The sequence below is a fragment of the Pedobacter jeongneungensis genome, assembly GCF_039538295.1.
GTDB lineage: Bacteria > Bacteroidota > Bacteroidia > Sphingobacteriales > Sphingobacteriaceae > Pedobacter > Pedobacter jeongneungensis.
The window spans coordinates 14,712-33,839 of sequence record NZ_BAABBY010000002.1 but is presented as its reverse complement, the minus strand read 5'-3'; the positions used below and the strand labels follow the sequence as shown (position 1 = coordinate 33,839).

Annotated in this window: 20 protein-coding genes; 3 read left to right on the top strand and 17 right to left on the bottom strand. The window is 38.0% G+C overall.

What is annotated here, in order from left to right; all coding sequences use genetic code 11:
• Window positions 1–8: 8 nt before the first annotated feature.
• The 17 genes from ABD769_RS03865 to ABD769_RS03785 form a co-directional block, all read right to left on the bottom strand.
• Complete coding sequence (locus tag ABD769_RS03865; protein WP_344849601.1) at window positions 9–797, bottom strand: hypothetical protein; 789 nt, start codon at window positions 795–797, stop codon at window positions 9–11.
• The gene (locus ABD769_RS03860) at window positions 794–1,762 is read right to left on the bottom strand and encodes a glycosyltransferase family 2 protein (protein WP_344849599.1); all 969 of its coding nucleotides are present in this window, start codon (window positions 1,760–1,762) and stop codon (window positions 794–796) included. The genes ABD769_RS03865 and ABD769_RS03860 overlap by 4 nt, the downstream gene beginning before the upstream one ends.
• A 68-nt stretch (window positions 1,763–1,830) precedes the next feature.
• Window positions 1,831–2,781 carry a glycosyltransferase family 2 protein gene (locus tag ABD769_RS03855; RefSeq protein ID WP_344849597.1) on the bottom strand — a complete coding sequence of 317 codons (951 nt, stop codon included), beginning with the start codon at window positions 2,779–2,781 and terminating at the stop codon, window positions 1,831–1,833.
• Between the two features lie 117 nt (window positions 2,782–2,898).
• Window positions 2,899–3,066 (bottom strand): hypothetical protein, encoded by a 168-nt coding sequence (locus tag ABD769_RS03850; protein WP_344849595.1) that lies wholly within the window; start codon window positions 3,064–3,066, stop codon window positions 2,899–2,901.
• A 5-nt stretch (window positions 3,067–3,071) separates the two neighbouring features.
• Window positions 3,072–3,455 carry an ATPase gene (locus ABD769_RS03845; RefSeq protein WP_344849593.1) on the bottom strand — a complete coding sequence of 128 codons (384 nt, stop codon included), beginning with the start codon at window positions 3,453–3,455 and terminating at the stop codon, window positions 3,072–3,074.
• A 252-nt stretch (window positions 3,456–3,707) separates the two neighbouring features.
• The gene (locus ABD769_RS03840; protein WP_344849591.1) at window positions 3,708–4,277 is read right to left on the bottom strand and encodes a DUF4199 domain-containing protein; all 570 of its coding nucleotides are present in this window, start codon (window positions 4,275–4,277) and stop codon (window positions 3,708–3,710) included.
• A 16-nt stretch (window positions 4,278–4,293) separates the two neighbouring features.
• Entirely contained in the window at window positions 4,294–4,962 is a 669-nt protein-coding gene (locus tag ABD769_RS03835) for a hypothetical protein (RefSeq protein ID WP_344849589.1), read from the bottom strand.
• Between the two features lie 106 nt (window positions 4,963–5,068).
• Window positions 5,069–6,325 carry a dihydroorotase gene (locus ABD769_RS03830; protein WP_344849587.1) on the bottom strand — a complete coding sequence of 419 codons (1,257 nt, stop codon included), beginning with the start codon at window positions 6,323–6,325 and terminating at the stop codon, window positions 5,069–5,071.
• On the bottom strand, window positions 6,322–8,361 hold the full coding sequence (locus ABD769_RS03825; RefSeq protein WP_344849585.1) for a BatA domain-containing protein: 2,040 nt from the start codon (window positions 8,359–8,361) through the stop codon (window positions 6,322–6,324). The genes ABD769_RS03830 and ABD769_RS03825 overlap by 4 nt, the downstream gene beginning before the upstream one ends.
• A gap of 203 nt (window positions 8,362–8,564) precedes the next feature.
• Window positions 8,565–8,969, bottom strand: a complete 405-nt coding sequence (locus ABD769_RS03820; protein WP_344849583.1) for a hypothetical protein — start codon at window positions 8,967–8,969, stop codon at window positions 8,565–8,567.
• Between the two features lie 147 nt (window positions 8,970–9,116).
• Window positions 9,117–10,574 (bottom strand): nicotinate phosphoribosyltransferase, encoded by a 1,458-nt coding sequence (locus ABD769_RS03815; protein ID WP_344849581.1) that lies wholly within the window; start codon window positions 10,572–10,574, stop codon window positions 9,117–9,119.
• Between the two features lie 18 nt (window positions 10,575–10,592).
• Window positions 10,593–11,324: a metallophosphoesterase family protein gene (locus ABD769_RS03810; protein ID WP_344849579.1), complete on the bottom strand. Its 732-nt coding sequence runs from the start codon at window positions 11,322–11,324 to the stop codon at window positions 10,593–10,595.
• A 1-nt stretch (window position 11,325) separates the two neighbouring features.
• On the bottom strand, window positions 11,326–11,517 hold the full coding sequence (locus ABD769_RS03805) for a hypothetical protein (protein ID WP_344849577.1): 192 nt from the start codon (window positions 11,515–11,517) through the stop codon (window positions 11,326–11,328).
• A 15-nt stretch (window positions 11,518–11,532) separates the two neighbouring features.
• Window positions 11,533–12,042 (bottom strand): O-acetyl-ADP-ribose deacetylase, encoded by a 510-nt coding sequence (locus tag ABD769_RS03800; protein WP_344849575.1) that lies wholly within the window; start codon window positions 12,040–12,042, stop codon window positions 11,533–11,535.
• 146 nt (window positions 12,043–12,188) lie between these two features.
• A complete protein-coding gene (gene prs / locus ABD769_RS03795; RefSeq protein WP_344849573.1) occupies window positions 12,189–13,022 on the bottom strand; it encodes a ribose-phosphate diphosphokinase in 834 nt (277 codons plus the stop codon).
• Window positions 13,023–13,090: 68 nt separating this feature from the next.
• Window positions 13,091–13,783 (bottom strand): NUDIX hydrolase, encoded by a 693-nt coding sequence (locus ABD769_RS03790; RefSeq protein ID WP_344849571.1) that lies wholly within the window; start codon window positions 13,781–13,783, stop codon window positions 13,091–13,093.
• A gap of 72 nt (window positions 13,784–13,855) precedes the next feature.
• Entirely contained in the window at window positions 13,856–15,418 is a 1,563-nt protein-coding gene (locus ABD769_RS03785) for a L,D-transpeptidase family protein (RefSeq protein ID WP_344849570.1), read from the bottom strand.
• Between the two features lie 275 nt (window positions 15,419–15,693).
• On the opposite strand from ABD769_RS03785, the gene hisG reads away from it, so the two are divergent.
• The 3 genes from hisG to hisC all read left to right on the top strand — a co-directional run bounded on the left by hisG (window position 15,694) and on the right by hisC (window position 19,127).
• A complete protein-coding gene (gene hisG, locus ABD769_RS03780; protein ID WP_113948362.1) occupies window positions 15,694–16,545 on the top strand; it encodes an ATP phosphoribosyltransferase in 852 nt (283 codons plus the stop codon).
• A 49-nt stretch (window positions 16,546–16,594) separates the two neighbouring features.
• The gene (hisD, locus tag ABD769_RS03775) at window positions 16,595–17,926 is read left to right on the top strand and encodes a histidinol dehydrogenase (RefSeq protein WP_344849568.1); all 1,332 of its coding nucleotides are present in this window, start codon (window positions 16,595–16,597) and stop codon (window positions 17,924–17,926) included.
• Window positions 17,927–18,086: 160 nt separating this feature from the next.
• Window positions 18,087–19,127: a histidinol-phosphate transaminase gene (hisC, locus tag ABD769_RS03770; protein WP_344849566.1), complete on the top strand. Its 1,041-nt coding sequence runs from the start codon at window positions 18,087–18,089 to the stop codon at window positions 19,125–19,127.
• The last annotated feature ends 1 nt before the right edge of the window (window position 19,128 follow it).

Genomic DNA, 19,128 nt, shown 5'->3' with positions numbered 1-19,128 from the left:
AAATCCTCCTAAACAATATTATGTAAAATATCCGGATGCTCGTCGCCTTTGTACTCGCCTGAAATTTTACGATAAGCTACGGTTAAGGCCACGCTCGATAGCGGAACAATGATGAAGGAACTTAAAATATTTACAATGAAGGCAACTAAGGGCCATTGCAGGTAGTTTAGCAACAGATAAATCAAATATCCACCACCTAAAACAACCAAAAGCAATAAAATTTTGGTGAAGTTTCCTTTTGTAGTCGCCAAACTCAATTTAATAGAATCGAATGGGGTTGCGCCTTTATCAATAATAAAAAACGGGAAGAAGGAAATCCGTAACCAGGTAATAAAAATAGCGATGATACCAACTGATATGGCTACATTTTTAACAATTGATATGTTAATTCCAGTATAAATGAAAGGAAAGGCAACCAAAATCACCACAAGATAAACGCCAAGGATACAAGCCACAAAATAAAGTGTAGCCACCAAAAACCTGATAATCTGCAGCCTGGTTGGCAAGGTATCTACAATTTTAACATCGCTTTCTTCATCATCCATTAAATGGAAAATGTACTTAAACAACGAAAGGTTAATGGTAAAGTACAGCAGCACAAAAATGATTACCATAATTACACTCAATGCCTTGCTTACATCTTTAATAAAAAAAGCCATTAAGCTGGATGCGCTTGCCGTGATAAACATCAGAAAGCATAGCGTAGCAATCGAAAAATAGTGTTTTTTGGTGATGCCCCACGCTTTTTGCATTACATCGTTAACGGCAAACGTACTTTCTTTTAGGTAATTGATCATTGTTGTTTGAATACCACGCGTTTAAATAAATCCTGTATAAATCCTAAACCATAAGCGGTTAATTGGATAAATGAAGATATAATGCTCAAAAATGCAACTTTTAAAGATTTATTTACAGACCATGAATGAAAAAATATCAACATAAAGTAAATCAATAAGAAGAAGTTACAAACATATGCCAGTGGCGGATACATAAAGTTACACAAAATGGTGAAACCAAAGCCCAGTGTGAATAAAGCAGGAAAAAAATGCACCAGTTTTAATTCTTTTGGAAAATGTTTATAAATATTGATCCTGGCCCTGCCGAAAAAGTGTAACTGCTTATAAAACTGACTAAAACTTGTCCGGCGCTTATGATAAACCTTTGCATCGGGGATTAAACCGATTTTGAAACCATTTTCGTGTATGCGGATACTGTACTCGATATCTTCGCCCAGACGGGTTAAAATAAAACCGCCAACTTTTTCCCAGGCTTGGCGGGAAACCCCCATATTAAAACTGCGTGGATGAAACTGGCCCACATGCTGCTTATTTCCACGGATACCGCCGGTTGTGAAAGGCGATGTCATGGCATAACTAATAGCCTTTTGCACTGGCGTAAAGCTATCGTGCGCCGCATCCGGACCGCCATAAGCATCTAAATGATGTTCGTAAAGATAGTTTTTAACGATTTCGAGATAATCGGCGGGAACGAGGATATCTGAATCAAAAATGATAAAATAATCTCCTTTAGCCCTTTCAAATCCAAAATTACGGGCAAAGCCTTGTCCGGCATTCTCCTTGAAATAATATTTTACATCCAGTTTATCTGCATAGCTATTTACAATGGCTTTTGCATCATTTTTGGAACCATCTTCAATTACCAGCACCTCAAACTGCAAATAAGTCTGTTTGGTTAAGGTGCGCAAAAGCTCGTCTATTTCTTGTGGACGATTGTAAAGGGGAATTATAATGGAGAAAAACATGTCTTGAAGCTGAAAACTGAAAGACTAAAGTCCAAAGCGCTTTAAGCTTTGAGCTTTAGTCTTTGGACTTATTTAAGTTCTTTTTCGATTAGATACTGGTTTCTTTCTGGTGCGTTACGCGATAAGAGTTCTGCTATAAAGCCTGCTAGGAACATCTGCGAACCTACAACAATGGCAACCAGAGACAAATAAAACAACGGCTGATCGGTTACATCGCGATAAGCAAGGCCTTTCCAGATTAAAATTTGCTTTTCTATCAGGACGTAAAGCGACATCACAATTCCCAAAAAGAAACTTAACACCCCTAAAGAGCCAAAAAAGTGCATGGGGCGTTTACCGAATTTACCTACAAAGAAGATAGAAAGTAAATCTAAAAAGCCATTGATAAACCTGCTGAAACCAAATTTGGTTGTTCCGTATTTACGTGCACGGTGCTCTACCACCTGCTCGGCTATTTTACCAAAGCCTGCCCACTTGGCGATTACCGGGATATAACGGTGCATTTCGCCATAAACTTCAATCGTTTTGATTACATCGCTGCGGTAGGCTTTCAAGCCACAGTTAAAATCGTTCAGTTCTATGCCACTCATTTTACGGGTAGCCGCATTGAAGAGTTTGGTAGGGATAGTTTTAGTAATCGGATCGTAACGTTTCTTTTTCCAGCCTGAAATAAGGTCGAGTTTTTCTTCCTTAATGCGACGGTATAATTCGGGGATTTCATCCGGACTATCCTGCAAATCGGCATCCATGGTAATTACCACATCGCCTTGTGTAGCTTCGAAACCTACATTTAAAGCTGCAGATTTACCGTAGTTACGTCTAAATTTAATGCCTTTTATAGCAGGATTTTGAAGTCTCAATGCCTCAATTACCTCCCAAGATCTGTCGGTACTGCCATCATCAACCAAAATAATTTCATAGCTGAAATTATTGGCAATCATCACTTTATCAATCCAGGCCGTTAATTCGGGCAAAGATTCATCTTCATTAAATAAGGGTACTACAACTGATATATCCATTTTTGAGTATCAAGAAACGAGTATCAAGACCATGTCCCGAACTTATTTCAAATTAAAACGTGCAAATTTCATCAAATTAAATGATAAAACCTGCACGTTCAAAATTTTTGATCTTAATTATAATTTAATGTCTTTAGCTTCTACTTTCACAATTTTTCCCTGATCGGAGAAAACTAAAACACCATCATTCTTTGCTTTATAGGCAACCAGTTTTTTGAAAGTTAAATCCATCCCCACACTTATTTTTTGATGTAATAATTGAAGTGTAGTTTGCTCGTCATTCATAAAAGTTAACTTAGTTTTTTCCAATTTTCTTTTTCAAATATAGTGATTTCAGATTTATTACCCTCTGCTATAAATTGAAGTGATTCTTTTGAATTGTTTAGCACAAACCAAAAATCGACACTTTTAATAAACTGCTGTAAATTTTCTATTCCTTTTTTATACCTTCTCCGGATTACATCTTCAGGAATATCATGCCCACCTTCTAGTACCCTCGTTTTAACCCTTTCAATGGCAAGCTCTACGTCATTTAACCAAAAGAATAACAGGGTAACCTGATAGCCCAATGATTTGGCTTTTTCAATTGTATTTAAATAGGATTTTGTAGTTAATGTAGTTTCGATGGCAAAATTGACCTTTTGATTAAGCAGCTCATCAATTCTGTTCAGCATAATTTTACCTGCCTGAATGGCAACACTTGCAGGTTTAAATGGAGAAATTCCACGGGCAATTTCATCCGCATTAACAAACTCCCTGCAATTAGTATTTCGGGTAAAACCGTAAAGGATGCTATTGTTTTACCAGCGCCATTACAACCAGAAATAATATATAAATCTTGCATTCAGTATGTTATATAAATTAAAACGTGCAAACTTTATCAAATTAATGATAAAACCTGCACGTTCAAAATTTTATAAAGGAAATTAAGTTTCTTTAGGAAACGAGTCAAACCTTACCGGTTCTTTTTTCTTTAAGATTGCAGATAGAATTAAAGAAAGTACGCCGTATAAGGCTAATGAAACGCCAAAGCTTGTAAAGATATTTTTAAAAGTAGGTTCTAGTTTTTCCTGCATATTACCTGCTTTAGCCATGGCTTCATCAATCTGCTCGCTGGCCATACCGAATTTTTCCATCATTGCACGTTGCGCATCTTCAATTGCTGCAGCAGCCTTAGCAGGAAGATCAGGATCAATAAATTTCATCAGTACAACATTATAAAGTGTTGCAGTTAAGGCCAGAATAAGCGAAATAATTAAAAAAGCTTTAAAAGCTTCTCCAAATGTCCAAAAACCACCTATTTCTTTGCGAATATTGATTCCTACTACAACAAGCAGCGCAATAAATAAAACAAATATGCCTACCTGGGCAAGAAAACTGGTGTACACTAATACCGGATCTATAAAATGCAGGGTTAACGATAATACTACCGAAACCGCCGCAAGCATAAATCCGTTTTTAAGCGATAATTTGGAAATAAGAGCACTCTTGTCCATAATTTTAAATTTTAGTTTAATTATTAATTGTTGTAATTAATATATAAGTAGCAGAATCGAACGATTTGTTACTGCTAAATTGAATTAATTCTTTTGTGGTTTCTGCGCTTCCTTCAACATCAAGGAAAAAGGCCATAAAAGGCACGAATAATTCCTGCATTTCTTCGCTGATATTTAATTTTTCGGCGGTTTTGCAAATTTCTTCTACGCTACTTTCTGCCAGTTGCTGGTTGCTGATTAATTCCTCATAAATTTCAAACTCATCCTGAAATTCATCATCCTCTACCAGCAAAAATTCTTTCAGGAAATCACCCAATTCAGGATCCAGATCCTCATCCTTACACTCTTTTATGTAAAGTAAAAGGTTTAAAAGCTCGGTTCCCCTATCAATGGTTTCTTCTTCAATATTTGCCCATTCGTCGCTTTCCAGGTAATCGTCTTCCAGTTTCTGCACGTCGCTGCTAAAGAAGTTTACCATCAATAAATCGAAAAATACCTCACGCAGTTCTTCAAATTTAGGATAAGTATCGAAAACGGCATCAAAAGCTTCTGCTTTATCTAAAAAATTAACATCCAGTTCAAAAGCAGCCAGTAATTCTGTTTCAAAACCTTCTACATTAATGGCCGAAACATCAGCATACTGATTAATGGCGGCACTTAGTGCTTTTTTTACTCTATTATCCATAATTAAGATTTTTAAGATTACAGGATTTTAAGATCATTACATCGATCCGTCATGCTGAATTTATTTCAGCATCTATATATAGTAATGGCAGTTAAGCTCTTTTCAACTAACTCTCCAAATACTGATTATTATTATAAACCAACGTTACTTTCCCGGTAAGTTCGGCACCCAATAAAGGACTATTTGCTGATTTCGAATGGTTGCTTGCAGCATTATACAGCCATTTTTCTGTAGTACTAAAAACCGTAAAATTAGCTTCAGCACCTTCTTCTATTACCGGAACAGTTAAATGTAATAATTTACGTGGATTTATGGCCAATTTCTCAGCAATTAAGCCAATATCCAGTCCGGCTTTTAATAATAGCGGCAATACGGTTTGTAAAGCAATTATTCCATAATGGGCAATTTCGAACTCTACATTTTTAAATTCGATTTCTTCCGGACGGTGCTGCGAGGTAATGGCATCGATGGTGCCATCTTTTAAACCAGCAATTAAAGCTTTTACATCAGCTTTGCCACGTAATGGTGGTTTAACCTTGTAATTGCTATCGAAATCGTTTAAAAGTTCTTCGGTGAATACGAGGTGATGCGCGGTTACATCGCAAGAGATCTGCACGCCGTCTTTTTTTGCCTTACGAATCAATGCTACAGCTCCTGCAGTCGAAATATTACTGATGTGGATTTTGGTTTCGTTATAAGAAGCGAGGAAAATATCACGTGCGATGTGCATTTCTTCGGCCAAAGCGGGCAAACCTTTCATGCCCAAAAGCACAGAATTTTTGCTCTCATTGATCTGCGATTTACCAGCAATTGATTTATTTTCGGGATAAACCATTAACAGCGCATCAAAACCTTTGGCGTATTGCAAGGCGCGGCTCATGAAACCATCGTCCTGCAAGGCTTTATCTCCATCCGAAAAAGCTACTGCGCCGGCCTGTTGCATATCGAAAAGTTCGGCAAGTTCTCTGGCTTCGCGGTTCTGGCTGATGGCGCCAACCGGAAAAACATCAACCAGGTTATTTTTGGCCCTGTTGATGATATATTCTACCTGAGATTTTGACTGCACCACCGGACTAGTTTGTGGCAAAAGGGCCAGACCCGTAAATCCGCCCGCTTTTGCCGTTTCGGTAAGTGTTTGGATATCTTCCTTGGTTTCGAAACCCGGATCGCCGGCCACACAGTTTAAATCAAAAAAACCAGGCGTTAAAAAGGCACCCTGAGCATCGAAAACGATTTCGTTTTTACCGGCAGTTAATTTACCTATGTTTTTAATTGTACCATTTTCAACCCGAACATCGCATTGTTGGTTGTTAAATTTACTCTGCGGATCGGCAACGGTTACATTTTTAACCAGGAGATTCATATTGTTCTTTTTGTGTTGTTAAAAAATCGGATGAGCAAAATTTCTGCTGCAATAAAAATCAGCGACAAAATTAGACAAAGTTTCCATAATGTTTGTCCGATTTTATTGGCGCCGGCAATTAATTTAACGGCATCTTTATCGGTATCAAATATTTTAAGGTTGCTTTTACCGGCCAATTGTTCCAGTTCTGCTTTGCTTAAATAATGCATATCGGATTCTGTACGGCTGTTGTTGAAACTGTAAACGGCAAGTAAGGAATCAGCAAGGTTTAAATTGTAAAAACCTGCAGTTTTAATCTGATCGGCGGTATAAATCAGGGTTTTACCGTCTACCTGACGGATTTCGGGAATAGCCTCAAAATGATCAGCTGTAATTTTTAAGGTCTGGTTTTTACCCAAGGCAATCTTTTTGCTGACCAGAGCATTATCATTGCCAAGATTGTAATATAATGGGGCTTCGTTTCCGCCACTTAATGCCAAACGGTAGATTAAAGGCACGAAAACCGGGTGACGGGCCAGATTACCATCATTTGCATTTAAACCAGAAGCAGATAAGTACACCTGCCCATTACCGATTCCATATTTAGAGAAAAATGACTTTCTACCTGGAAGGGTCATAATATCCTCTTTATTGGAAGTGTTGTTTTCCGCAAAAGAATAATAACGTGCAACTGCAGGGAGATCGAGATTTTTAGGAATTTCCTCAAAAACAGTCTTAAAAATAGGATTTTGAAGGTCAATCTGGTCTACTTTTGTGGCGGTAGTATTAAGCGATTGGATTGCTGGTAACGATAATCCACTTAAAAATGAGTTGTATGTTTGAATATCAGCATCAAGGTCAGGAAAAAGCACCACGGTTCCGCCTGCATTGAGATAGGTTTTAAGTTGCTGTGCCAAACCTGTTGAAGGATTTTTTAATCCATTTAATACAATCAGGCCATAGTTAGCGAAACTGCTATAATTTACATTGCTTTCGGAATTTTCAGTAAGTTTATAATAGTTATCAGCTGCAAATAAAGCTTTAATATAATTGCCGGCATTTGGTCCGTTGATGCTTAAAACCGGAAAACTTTCGTCTACTTTAAAGCTGAAAGAAAGTGTATCATCAAAAGTAACCGGAAAATCTTTAATGGTAATTATTCCCTTCTGCCATCCGGCTGTGAGTCCGGAGAAGTTTAAAGTGTCTTTTACCGTTTTTCCTGCAGGAATAGTTACTGCACCCAAACCTTTCTGCTGATTGTTGATGCTTAATTTTAAGGGAATATTTTTAGCTTCTTCTTCCGAATAATTCTTTAACTGCACCACTAAACGCTCATTTGCCCCTGGCTGATGATTTGGCGAAAGTACCCAAACGCTATCAACGGCCACATTAGGCAAAGTATTGGCATTAAGTTTCAAAAATGAATATTGAATATCGGTTTTGGTTTCGAGTTTATTAGTGGTGGAGATATTTTTCTGAAAATCAGAAATCAAAAAGCTGTATTTGTTTCCTGCTCCGGTTAAAATATTGGCCTGTCTGTTTAATACCTGCTGAAGATTGCGGTTGGCTGCAGAGATTTTTACATCATCAAGTGCTTTTAAAAAATCTTCTTCGTTTAATAACCGTTGATGTTTCCCTTCAAAATCGTTTGTTAAAAGCTGAAAGCGGTCGTTAATGCCGAAACCTTTAACGAGTTCTTTCGCCCTGCGTTTGGCTTCATCGAGCAGGTTACCATCCTTATTTATGGCTTCCATACTGTAAGAATTATCGATATAAACGCTTACCACATTATTTACGGCAGTAGTTTTTTGGTTATGATCTGGAATATAAGGCTGGGCAAATGCCAGTACCAAAAAAATGATCGCTAAAATCCGAGAGAGTAAAATGAGCAGGTTTTTAAGCTTTTCTTTTGATGAATTTTGTTGTTCTACCTCTTTTAAAAGCTGAACGTTAGAGAAATAAACCTTTTTAAATTTCCTGAAATTGAATAAATGAATGATAACCGGGATGGCAACCGATATTAGTGCGAAAAGAAAGCCCGGATAAAGGAAATTCATTAAAAACCAAAGATAGAAAAATTATGGAATTGGGTATAACATTCCTTATTTATTATTATCAATGTTACTAAGTAACGTCATCTCGACCGGAACGCAGTGGAGTGGAGAGATCTGCCTCGATAGATCTCTCGGCTACGTTACACTCCGCTCGAGATGACGTATTGCATAATAAAAGCGTCAAGCAATGACGACTTTTTTTATTATTAATAATTAAACCCCGGAAATTCGATATTTACGATTTTCCAATTGCCATTGTAAAGCGCGAAATAGAGTTTAAAAGGTCCGCTTACAATTTTGGATTGTTTTTGAAGAACATCCCGGTAACCTGCAACACCTTCAACAAAGCCCATCCCTTTCCCACCATCAAACAATTCGAAGTTGACATCGATGATATCATATCTGCCACCAACATACTCATCAGATTGCCCGAAAATGCCTTTTAATCTACCAATAACTACATCTTTACCAATAATTTTATTTCCTGGCAGGATAAAAAAATCATTCAGCTCATTGGTAATAGTCTTAGACTGCTTAAACCATGCATTTATAAATCTGATAGCACTATTTACAATATCGGCCTGATGGTTAAAAGTAGGTGTTTCCTGCATTTTCTGGGTATCATTTTATTAATTGAGACTGTATCATAAAAATTTAAACGTGTCACGCTGAGTTTGTCGAAATGCTTATTATTGTCCTTCGACAGGCTCAGGATGACAATCCAATATTAATGATACAGTCTCAAAATCCTGGCGAAGTTAACTATTCTTTAGCCTTTCTCTAATTTCGGCGAGAGAATAATCGATCAGTAGCTTTCCATCCCTGAAAACTTCTTTCAATTCTCCCTGTGCTTCTTCTTCCCATGTGCACTGATCTTTCAGTTCGTAATCGCCTTTGGCATTTTTAAAAATCTGCAATAAACCTTTGGCTGATTTTTTTGTACCATCGTCGGTAATAGGATCTTTAAATATCTCGCGACCAACGCCATCTACCTCACCATAAGTGGCTTTCATGGCAAAACCAAAGGTATCGCGGGTATTGTACTGATAAGTGAAAGAGCCAATACCGAAAACCACGTTGGTTGAAGCAAAACCTTTGGCTTTTAAACGTTCGCAGATCTGTGTAGCCCTTTCGGTAGTGATGCTATCGCCGTAAATCGCGCCAATCTGCGGAATGAGTTCTTTAAAACCTTTATCGTTGGTTTTTCCACCAAAAACATCCCAAAGCAGCTCGATCACACCTTTTTTCTCATTTTCGTTTTTGCCGTTCGGGTTTCCGCAGATGATATCAACCGGATCGCCAGAATCAGGCCTGATCACCACTTTACCTTGACGAGCAATAATATCATCTTTTAAAACAGGCAGGTATTCGGTTAACACTTTCCATAAATCCCAGGTATCGGAAACGATGGATACAATTCCTTTTGGATAAACTTCGAGAATCAACCTTTTAAAGGTTTCGAGCTCCCCGGTATTGGTTCCCATGCACATTACCGAATGTTCTGTAGCCGCTACGGAGCCACCAATCAGTTCTTTATCAGAATCGGCTTTATAATATTCTTCCAGAAAATCAATTGCAGGGATAGTATCAGTTCCGGTAAAACTCAGTAAATGGCCAGCGGCCGAAGTTACCGCAGCTTCTATTCCACCCATGCCGCGCATAGAGAAATCGTGTCCCTGCCAATCTACAAACTCGGGTACTGAAGAGGTTTCAGCCGCATATTTATCCAGGATGGTACGATACTGTTTTGCAATGGTAGCCGAATTACATGGCAACCAAACCACTGCCGAGAGCAATGTTTCGAAATAATTGGTCAGCCAGAAAAACTCTGGTTTGGTGTTGTACATGGTGAACATCGGCACACGCAAAGGTACTTCTGCTCCTTCGGGGAGTGATTTAAAAACCATGGGTATATAACCCAGATCATGCAAATCGGCAATGTGCTGGGTGCCTACCAGGTTTTCACCAAGGTAATTGTTTATCCTGCGGGCGTATTTTCTTAAAATCTCCTCTTTCGGCTGTTTGAAGAAATTCTGGTTAAAATCTTCGATAATGTATTTTTTGATAAAGTACTGTAAGCCAAAAAGTACTACATGGTTTACATTTTCGAGCCTGCTTTTTCTGGGTGTCCAGTTAGAATAAACCAGTGTGGTATTCTCAGGGTACTGTCTGCGGTGGTCAACTTTATAACCGTCTGTTAATAATAATGGATTCATGGTTTGATGTATTTGCTATTATTTATTTCTTCCTTTTTCTGCTGGATAGAGGCTTTGTAAGGTATCGCTTTGCCAAAATTGTTTAGTTTCAATATCCAAACAGCTTAATTTTCCGGTAAATGCAGCACCGGTATCGATATTCCAAACGTTACAGCCCTGCATTGGCACGTCCGTATTATAATAGAGCGTTGGCGTATGCCCGATGTAAATTTCATTGTAGAGCAATAATCGTTTGGGATAAATGGCTGAATCTTTTTTGATCCGGTTATCCATCGTGAGTGCCATTTCCCATAGGGTTCTGTCCCACGAATAATTAGATGAATAACGCTCTTTTTCCGGTCCGTGCATGGAAGAAAAACCGGCATGGATAAAAAGGTTATTTTGTCCGTCTACGTAATAATCTTTCATCCGTTTAAAGAATTTTAAATGTTTTTCCCGTACTTCATCAGATAAATCTTTATAACTCCCGATGGTTAATTTACCACCATGTACGAACCAAACATCATCAACGATACCTTTTTCTAACCAATCGATACACCAGGCATCGTGATTGCCTTTGATAAAAATACATTGATGGCTTTTCTCCAGTGCTAGCAGGTAATTGATCACCTGTGCCGACTCACTCCATCCATCAACGTAATCACCAAGAAAAATAAGTTTATCTTCTGCGGTTACTTCAGCACGATCGAATAACTGGATCAGACCTTTTAATCCGCCGTGTATATCGCCTATTACCAATGTTCTTCCCATGTTAAAATTCTATATATTCAGCAGGTTCAACATCTGTAAGCCGTACCTTGTTGGCTGATAAGTAAAATTTATATCCTGCTTTGCATCCCGCTATTAACGCTGAGAATAACTGGCTTTCTTTCCTGCAACCTAATTTATTGGCTGATAGAGAAATATCGCATTTACTGATTCCTTTAGCTATTCTACTATTCATGATGACTTTATGTTATTAATTTAATTTTTCTTGATAGAGTTCATAATTTTCATCGTCGAAACAAACAAAGATTACCTTTTCTATCTTTTCTTTTTCAGCGAAATTATTTACTGTTGTAATGGCAATATCCGCTGCTTTATCTTTTGGGAAATGATAAATCCCAGTGCTGATGTTCGGGAAAGCAATTACCTTAACACCATTTTCTATGGCGAGTGTTAAACTGTTCCGGTAACAATCGGCAAGCAAAGCATTATTTTTTTCACTTTCTCCATTCCAAACCGGCCCAACAGTATGGATCACATATTTAGCAGGTAAATTGCCTGCCGTTGTAATAACTGCATTCCCGGTTTTGCATGTTCCCTGCTTGTTCCTGATGGCTACACAGGCTTTTAAAATTTCTTTGCCACCTTTCCTGTGGATGGCACCATCAACCCCTCCGCCACCTAATAAGGAACTGTTTGCTGCGTTAACAATGGCATCAGCTTTGGTTTCTGTTATATCAGCTTTGATTACTTCTATAATCATTTTTTGAATTTTATTTATAAACTATTTTACTGCAAAACATCATGCTGAATTCAATTCAGCATCTTATCCGTAAATAGATACTGAAATGAATCCGATAGCTATCGGATCAGGTTGACGACCGCTTACACTAAAGTATTTAATGGAATCTAAATAATATCTGCCAATTTTATCTGGGTTACACCAACATGATCCACTTCTTTAATGGAATCGGTTGTAAAAATCTGCTCAAAATATTTACCCAGTTCATCAAAACCTTTGCTAAATATGCCATGACTGATAGCCAGGTATAATTTACCTGCGTTTTTGGCTTTAAGTGCTTCGGCGAGACCAATAAATGTACCACCACCGTCACAAATGTCATCTACGATCAGGCAATCGGCACCGGCAAGATCATCGCTATACACTTTAAAACCTGAGAGTTTTCCGGTTTTTACATCCCTGCTTTTTGAACATTCTACCACTTCGGCACCGCCTAAAAATTCGGATACTTTATAAATTTTCTTTAAGGCACCACCATCAGGAGAAATGAGTTTTACCTCTGTACCGATTTTTGAAATGACCTCTTTTATAAATTGGTGATTTGAAACCGTAACACAGTTATTAAGTAAGGCCGGTGTTACTTCGCTATGCGGATCGAATACGGTAACACTTGCCAAAGCCATTGCATTGATGATATCAGCATAAACTTTTACCGATAAGGGTTCGCCGGGAACCATCACCCTATCCTGCCTGGCTGCCGGGAAATATGGAATAAAAAGATTGATTTCTTTTACACCCATTCTTTTCAAAGCATCAACGGTGATGCAGATGAGGCCTAAATCGTTAAAAGAATTTATCCTTTGCGTAATGGTTACGGGTTCAGCAGAATTAAAACCATCGGTTATTTTTATATGAGGTTCTCCACCTGCAAACAGGAAAGATTTATGTGTAATGGAGTTTTTTTCGCCTAGCGGAGTGAAACCCGGATCTAAATTTAACATATATTTGCGTATTATTTACACAAATATAAAAATCATTTTTAGAATCCAAAGAATAATTTGTGTTTATTTTACGCAAACCTAATGTCGAACTGGAAATTTTCCTTTAAAAGCTGGTTATATTTTGTTTTATCAAAGGTAAAAAGCTTGCCTGGACGACCGCTGGCACCTATTTTTACCAATTTATCCGTTTCTGTAACAATTCCAAAACTTAAAATCTTTTTTCTGAAATTTCTCCTATCGATATCCCTTTCCAAGATAGAACAGTATAAATTTTCGAGGTCGGAGAAGAGAAATTCCTGATCCAGCAGATCGAAACCAATGGGCTGATAGGTCAATTTATTTTTTAAACGCTGGTGCGCCAGATTAACCATTTCATTATGGTCATAACCTAGCTGCGGCACCTGATCAATAGGAAACCATTTGGCATCTTTGGCATCGGTATCGGCCTTTAATACAAAATTTTTAGGATTTACGAGCGCAAAATAGGCTACAGAAATTACCCTGAAACGTTCATCGCGCTTAATATTATCGCCAAAAGTACCCAGCTGCTCCAGGTAATTCACCGTAATGCCGGCTTCTTCTTTAAGTTCGCGCTCAACTGCTGTTAACAAAGGTTCGTCATCTAAAATAAATCCACCGGGTAACACCCACCGATCGGCCAGTTTACCAAAGCGCTGCTGAACAGCCAGTACATAAAGCGTTCCTTTTTCGTAGCCAAAAACAATGGCATCAACAGCAATTTTGATATTTTGATTGATCATTCCTTAATTTGTGTAAAAACAACACAAAGTTAATTCTTTTAACGGGAAAGACCGAATCTGTTAATTAATTTCCTACCTGAACTTCTTCATCGCTGCCCAAAGTTTTTCATCCATGCCGTAAACATCAGGCCGGTATTCAATCTTATCGTTTTGAGACCATGCTGTAATATAGGTGATGATTAACGGAACAGATTTCTTTGGTCCAAACCAGGCCGGCTTCAATTGGAAAGCCTTTGTAGTATCTGCCTTTTGAGCCATACGTTTTTTATACCATTTTACATGTGTGCTATCAATCGGCGGCAAATCTACCTCTGCCCTTAGCTTATCGTAGGTATAAGAATCTTTTACTAAAAGTTCGGCGAACTCCAGAGGTTTTTCTATACGTACACAACCATGACTAATGGCGCGGTTGGTTAAGTTAAAACCGTTCTTATTATTGGTATCGTGAAGGTAAATACTAGAGCTGTTATCGAAGATAAATTTGAACTTTCCTAAAGCATTTCCGCCACCAGATCCCTGCTTAAATTTGAAGGGTAATTTATCCCTAGAATACTTGTTCCAGTTGATGGTATCAGGCTCTCCGATCAGCTTATCTTTGTAGTACACTTTGATGTTGCTGTTCGATAAATAATAAGGATCTTTCCGGGCCATCCAGTAGATCTCACTTTGCGCAATACTTACCGGAATATTCCATATCGGATTGGCCTGAATGGAACTGATTTTACTAAATAATAATGGCGTTTCATGGTTCTTTGGTTTATCATCTAAATTGCCCGATTTTGCATAAGCTTTTAGCTTGTCTTCATAACCATTTTCACGTCTGCCACCCACGCAAACTTTCATCGAAATTACCGTATCAGTTTTGTCCAGCCAGGTTAGCCTGAAGTCGGGAATATTTACCTGCACATAATTGTCACCGGTCTCCGGCATTTTCCACCTGAAACGTTCCATATTTAATAACAAAATCCGTTTGTCACTTTCTGCATCTGCATTTAAATAGGCCGACTGCAAAGCTTTGTACTGTGCCGATTTCGGCTGAACAGATCTCAATGTATCGAGCAGGTTTTTGCTATCTAAAAGACGCTGCATACCGGCACTATCCGGACGCCTTACTTTTATGTAATAACGCGAAAAAACAGAGCGGGGATTGATCACCCCATATTTAAGGTAATTGTTATAATTTAAATAAGCATTTGCTGATAATAACTCTAGTTTGGCAATTACCGGATAGCTTTCTTCTACTTTTTTAAATTTATTAGCAGTTAATTCATCCAATAATGCTTTTATTTCGTCGCCTTTAAAAATCCCGGGATTAAAACCATGCACTTTACTTTGATTTAAATAACCAACAAGCGAATCCAATTCCCCGTTAATGTAAAACCGGGTAACTAATTTAGGTTCAGCATAATTATGCGCATAAAAAGCTTTTATCGTTTTAGGATTAACGAATTTACCCGAAAGACTGTCCATTGTCTTCACAAAAACGCTATCATAAGCTACAGTATCAAAATCTTTATAGATCTTATTCTTAAAATGTTCTGACAGTACTTTTCCGATCTCCGGAGGGCTTTTAAACCATCCACAGGCAGAAATGAACAAAATAAAAGGCAATATTAGAAAGCGAAACTTTTTCAATACGATAAAATTTAAATACAAAATAAGGGTTATTGGCACTAAAAACAGCATAATGGCAAATTAAGTGCCATTATTTTTTGTTTTACCATTTCAAACACTATATTTGCCAGCGCTTATCAGCTAACGTATTGATACTGGCAGAAATAATTTATGAATTTAACTTTGAACCATCACTTACATTTACACCATCGCCGATAGGCGATATGATATGTTTGTTTTGTACTTCAAGACTTTTTTCCGTAAAATAATTTCCTGTTCACTCTATATTCAATACATTGAAAACACTTAAAATTGCTATCCAGAAATCGGGTAGGTTAAACGAAAAATCTGTAGAAATACTTAAAAATTGTGGTTTATCATTCGAAAACTACAAAAGTTCCCTCATCTCAACAGTTACTAATTTTCCCTTAGAAATTCTTTTCCTTCGTGATGATGATATTCCGGAATACGTACAGGATGGCATTGCTGACCTGGGTATTGTTGGAGAAAACGTAATTGTAGAAACGAAGGCTGAGGTAGACTATCTGCAAAAATTGGGCTTCGGAAAATGCACCTTAAAAATCGCTGTTCAGGCTACCAGTGGTATTCAGAATTTGGAAGAATTAAATGGTAAAGCCATTGCCACTTCTTACCCCGTTATCCTCGAAAAATTCTTGCAGGAAAAAGGCATCAAATCTGATATCAGAACCATTTCAGGATCGGTAGAAATTGGTCCGGGTTTAGGCTTAAGCGACGCCATTTTTGATATCGTTTCTACCGGCGGAACATTAAAGAGCAACGGACTAAAACCTTTCGCTGATGTAATGCAATCGGAAGCAGTTTTAATCGGAAATAAATCAATCGCCGACAATCCGGAAGTTGCCGAACTGTTGCAACGCATCCGCTCCGTACTCAGTGCAAAATCGAACAAATATGTGGTACTAAATGTATCAAAAGATAACCTTCAAAAAGTTGTAGATCTTCTTCCAGGTGTTAAAAGCCCAACCGTTGTTCCACTCTTCGAACCCAACTGGGTAGCCGTTCATTCGGTAATTGCAGAGGAAGATTTCTGGGATAAAATAAACAGTTTAAAAGCTGCTGGTGCCGAAGGTATTTTGGTAATGCCTATCGAGAAAATAATCAGATAAAATTATTTAAATACACATTAACTATTAGTTAATTTTAAATTATAAGACATTGAAAATCTATAGTTATACAGATTTATCTAAATCAAAAATTGAAGAGATTTGTTCGAGGCAGATTGAAGACGATAAACTGGTTGAAGAACAGGTTACTGACATTGTAAGCACAGTAAAAAAAGACGGAGATAAAGCCCTTTTCAACTTCGCAAAAGCCTTTGATAAAGTTGATCTGGAGAAACTTTTTTTAGATGCTGATGAACTAAAAGAAATTGCAGCTACCATTCCGGCTGATGCAAAAAAAGCAATCGATACAGCTTATCAGAACATCAAAACTTTTCACCAGTCGCAGTTAAAAACTGAAGATAAAATTGAAACCATGCCAGGCGTTTTGTGCTGGCGCGAATCGAGAGCAATTGAAAAAGTGGGGCTTTACATTCCGGGAGGAACTGCTGTTTTACCGAGCACATTTTTAATGCTGGCTACACCTGCAATCATCGCAGGCTGTAAAGAAATCGTGGTGTGTTCGCCGCCACAAAGCAACGGCAAAACCAACTGCTATCTGGCTTATTGTGCAGTATTATTAGGTATCGAAAAAGTATTCCTGATTGGCGGTGCCCAAGCCGTTGCGGCAATGGCTTTCGGAACGGAAAGTGTGCCACAGGTTTATAAGATTTTTGGTCCTGGCAACCGTTACGTAACCACCGCCAAAACCATGGTACAAAATAAGGTGGCCATTGATATGCCTGCTGGTCCATCAGAAGTTTTGGTAATTGCTGATGAAACCGCAAATCCATCATTTATTGCTGCAGATCTATTAGCACAGGCCGAACATGGCATTGATAGTCAGGCTATTTTAGTCGCCACTTCTGGGGAAATTATTAATCAAACCTTAAAAGAAATTGAAAATCAGCTTGCTATATTGCCTAGAAAGGATATTGCGGCCAAAGCAATCGCCAATTCTTATGCAGTTTTAGCAGAAAATCTGGAACAAGCGATGCAATTTTCTAACGAATATGCACCTGAGCACTTAATATTGGCTACTGAAAACCATCAAAAACTTATTCCGCTAATTATCAATGCAGGATCAGTATTTTTAGGCAATTTTACACCGGAGAGTGTTGGCGATTATGCTTCGGGAACCAATCATACCCTACCAACCAGCGGCTTTGCAAAGGCTTATTCAGGCGTTTCTACCGATGCTTTTTTGAAAAAAATCACTTTTCAACAATTATCAGCCACCGGATTAAACAACATTGGCCCTACTGTCGAAATATTAGCAGCAGCAGAAGGCCTGGAGGCGCATAAGAATGCTGTTAGTATCAGATTAAATTTTGAGTCCGAAGTCGGAGGTCCGATGTTCGAAGATAAAACGACCTTAAAACCATAAATAAAACCGGTGTAATAACCTAGTCAGTGCAATCAACTCAAAGGAAACCGAAAGGAAGATAAAATTATTTAAATAAAATCTGTAGAAAGTACAATGTAGAAAGCTTTAGGCAATTCGCTAATCCCTTTTACCTTTTACCTTTTACCTTTTACCTTAAAAAATGGACATTAACGATTTAGTAAGAGAAAATATAAAAAACCTTCGCCCCTACTCTACCGCGAGGGACGAATTTAAAGGTCAGGCATCTGTTTTTTTAGACGCAAATGAGAACAGTTATGGTTCGCCACTACCGGCAAATTATAATCGTTATCCTGATCCTTTACAATTGGATTTAAAAGATGCAATCAGCAAAATAAAAGGTGTGCCAATTGAGAATACTTTTTTAGGAAATGGTAGCGACGAAGCCATCGATTTGTTGTTCCGTGCTTTCTGTAATCCCGGAAAAGATAACGTAATTGTGCTTCCTCCAACTTATGGAATGTACGAAGTTTCGGCTAATATAAATGATGTAGAAATACGTAAAGTGAACCTGCTTCCGAACTTCCAGCTGGACATGGAAAAGATCGCAGAAACGATCGATAAAAACACCAAATTAATTTTCATTTGTTCGCCAAATAATCCAACCGGAAATTCGATAAACCGCGAAGATATTGAAACCATTTTGGCTAACTTTAACGGCATTGTTGTGGTAGATGAAGCGTATATAAATTACGCCCGACAGAAGACCTTTATTCAGGAGTTAACCGAGTACGGAAACCTGGTGGTTTTACAAACTTTTTCGAAGGCCTGGGGCCTCGCAGCTTTGCGTTTAGGTATGGCTTTTTCTTCGACAAAAGTGATCGATGTTTTAAACAAAATTAAGCCGCCTTATAACATCAATCAGGCCACTCAGGATTTAGCTTTTGAGGCACTAAAAAACATCGCACAAGTTAACGATTGGATCAAAGAATCTGTTGCAGAAAGACAGCGTTTATCTATCGCCTTAAACGAGCTGAATGCAGTTAAAAAAGTGTATCCGTCCGACGCTAATTTTATACTCGTAGAAGTTACTGATGCCGCAAAAATTTATGACATTTTGGTTAATCAGGAGATCATCGTTCGCGACCGTTCGAAGGTAACTTTATGCGAAGGTTGTTTAAGGATTACTGTTGGTACCAAAGAAGAAAACGACAAACTATTAACCGTTCTAGAAAATTTTTAAA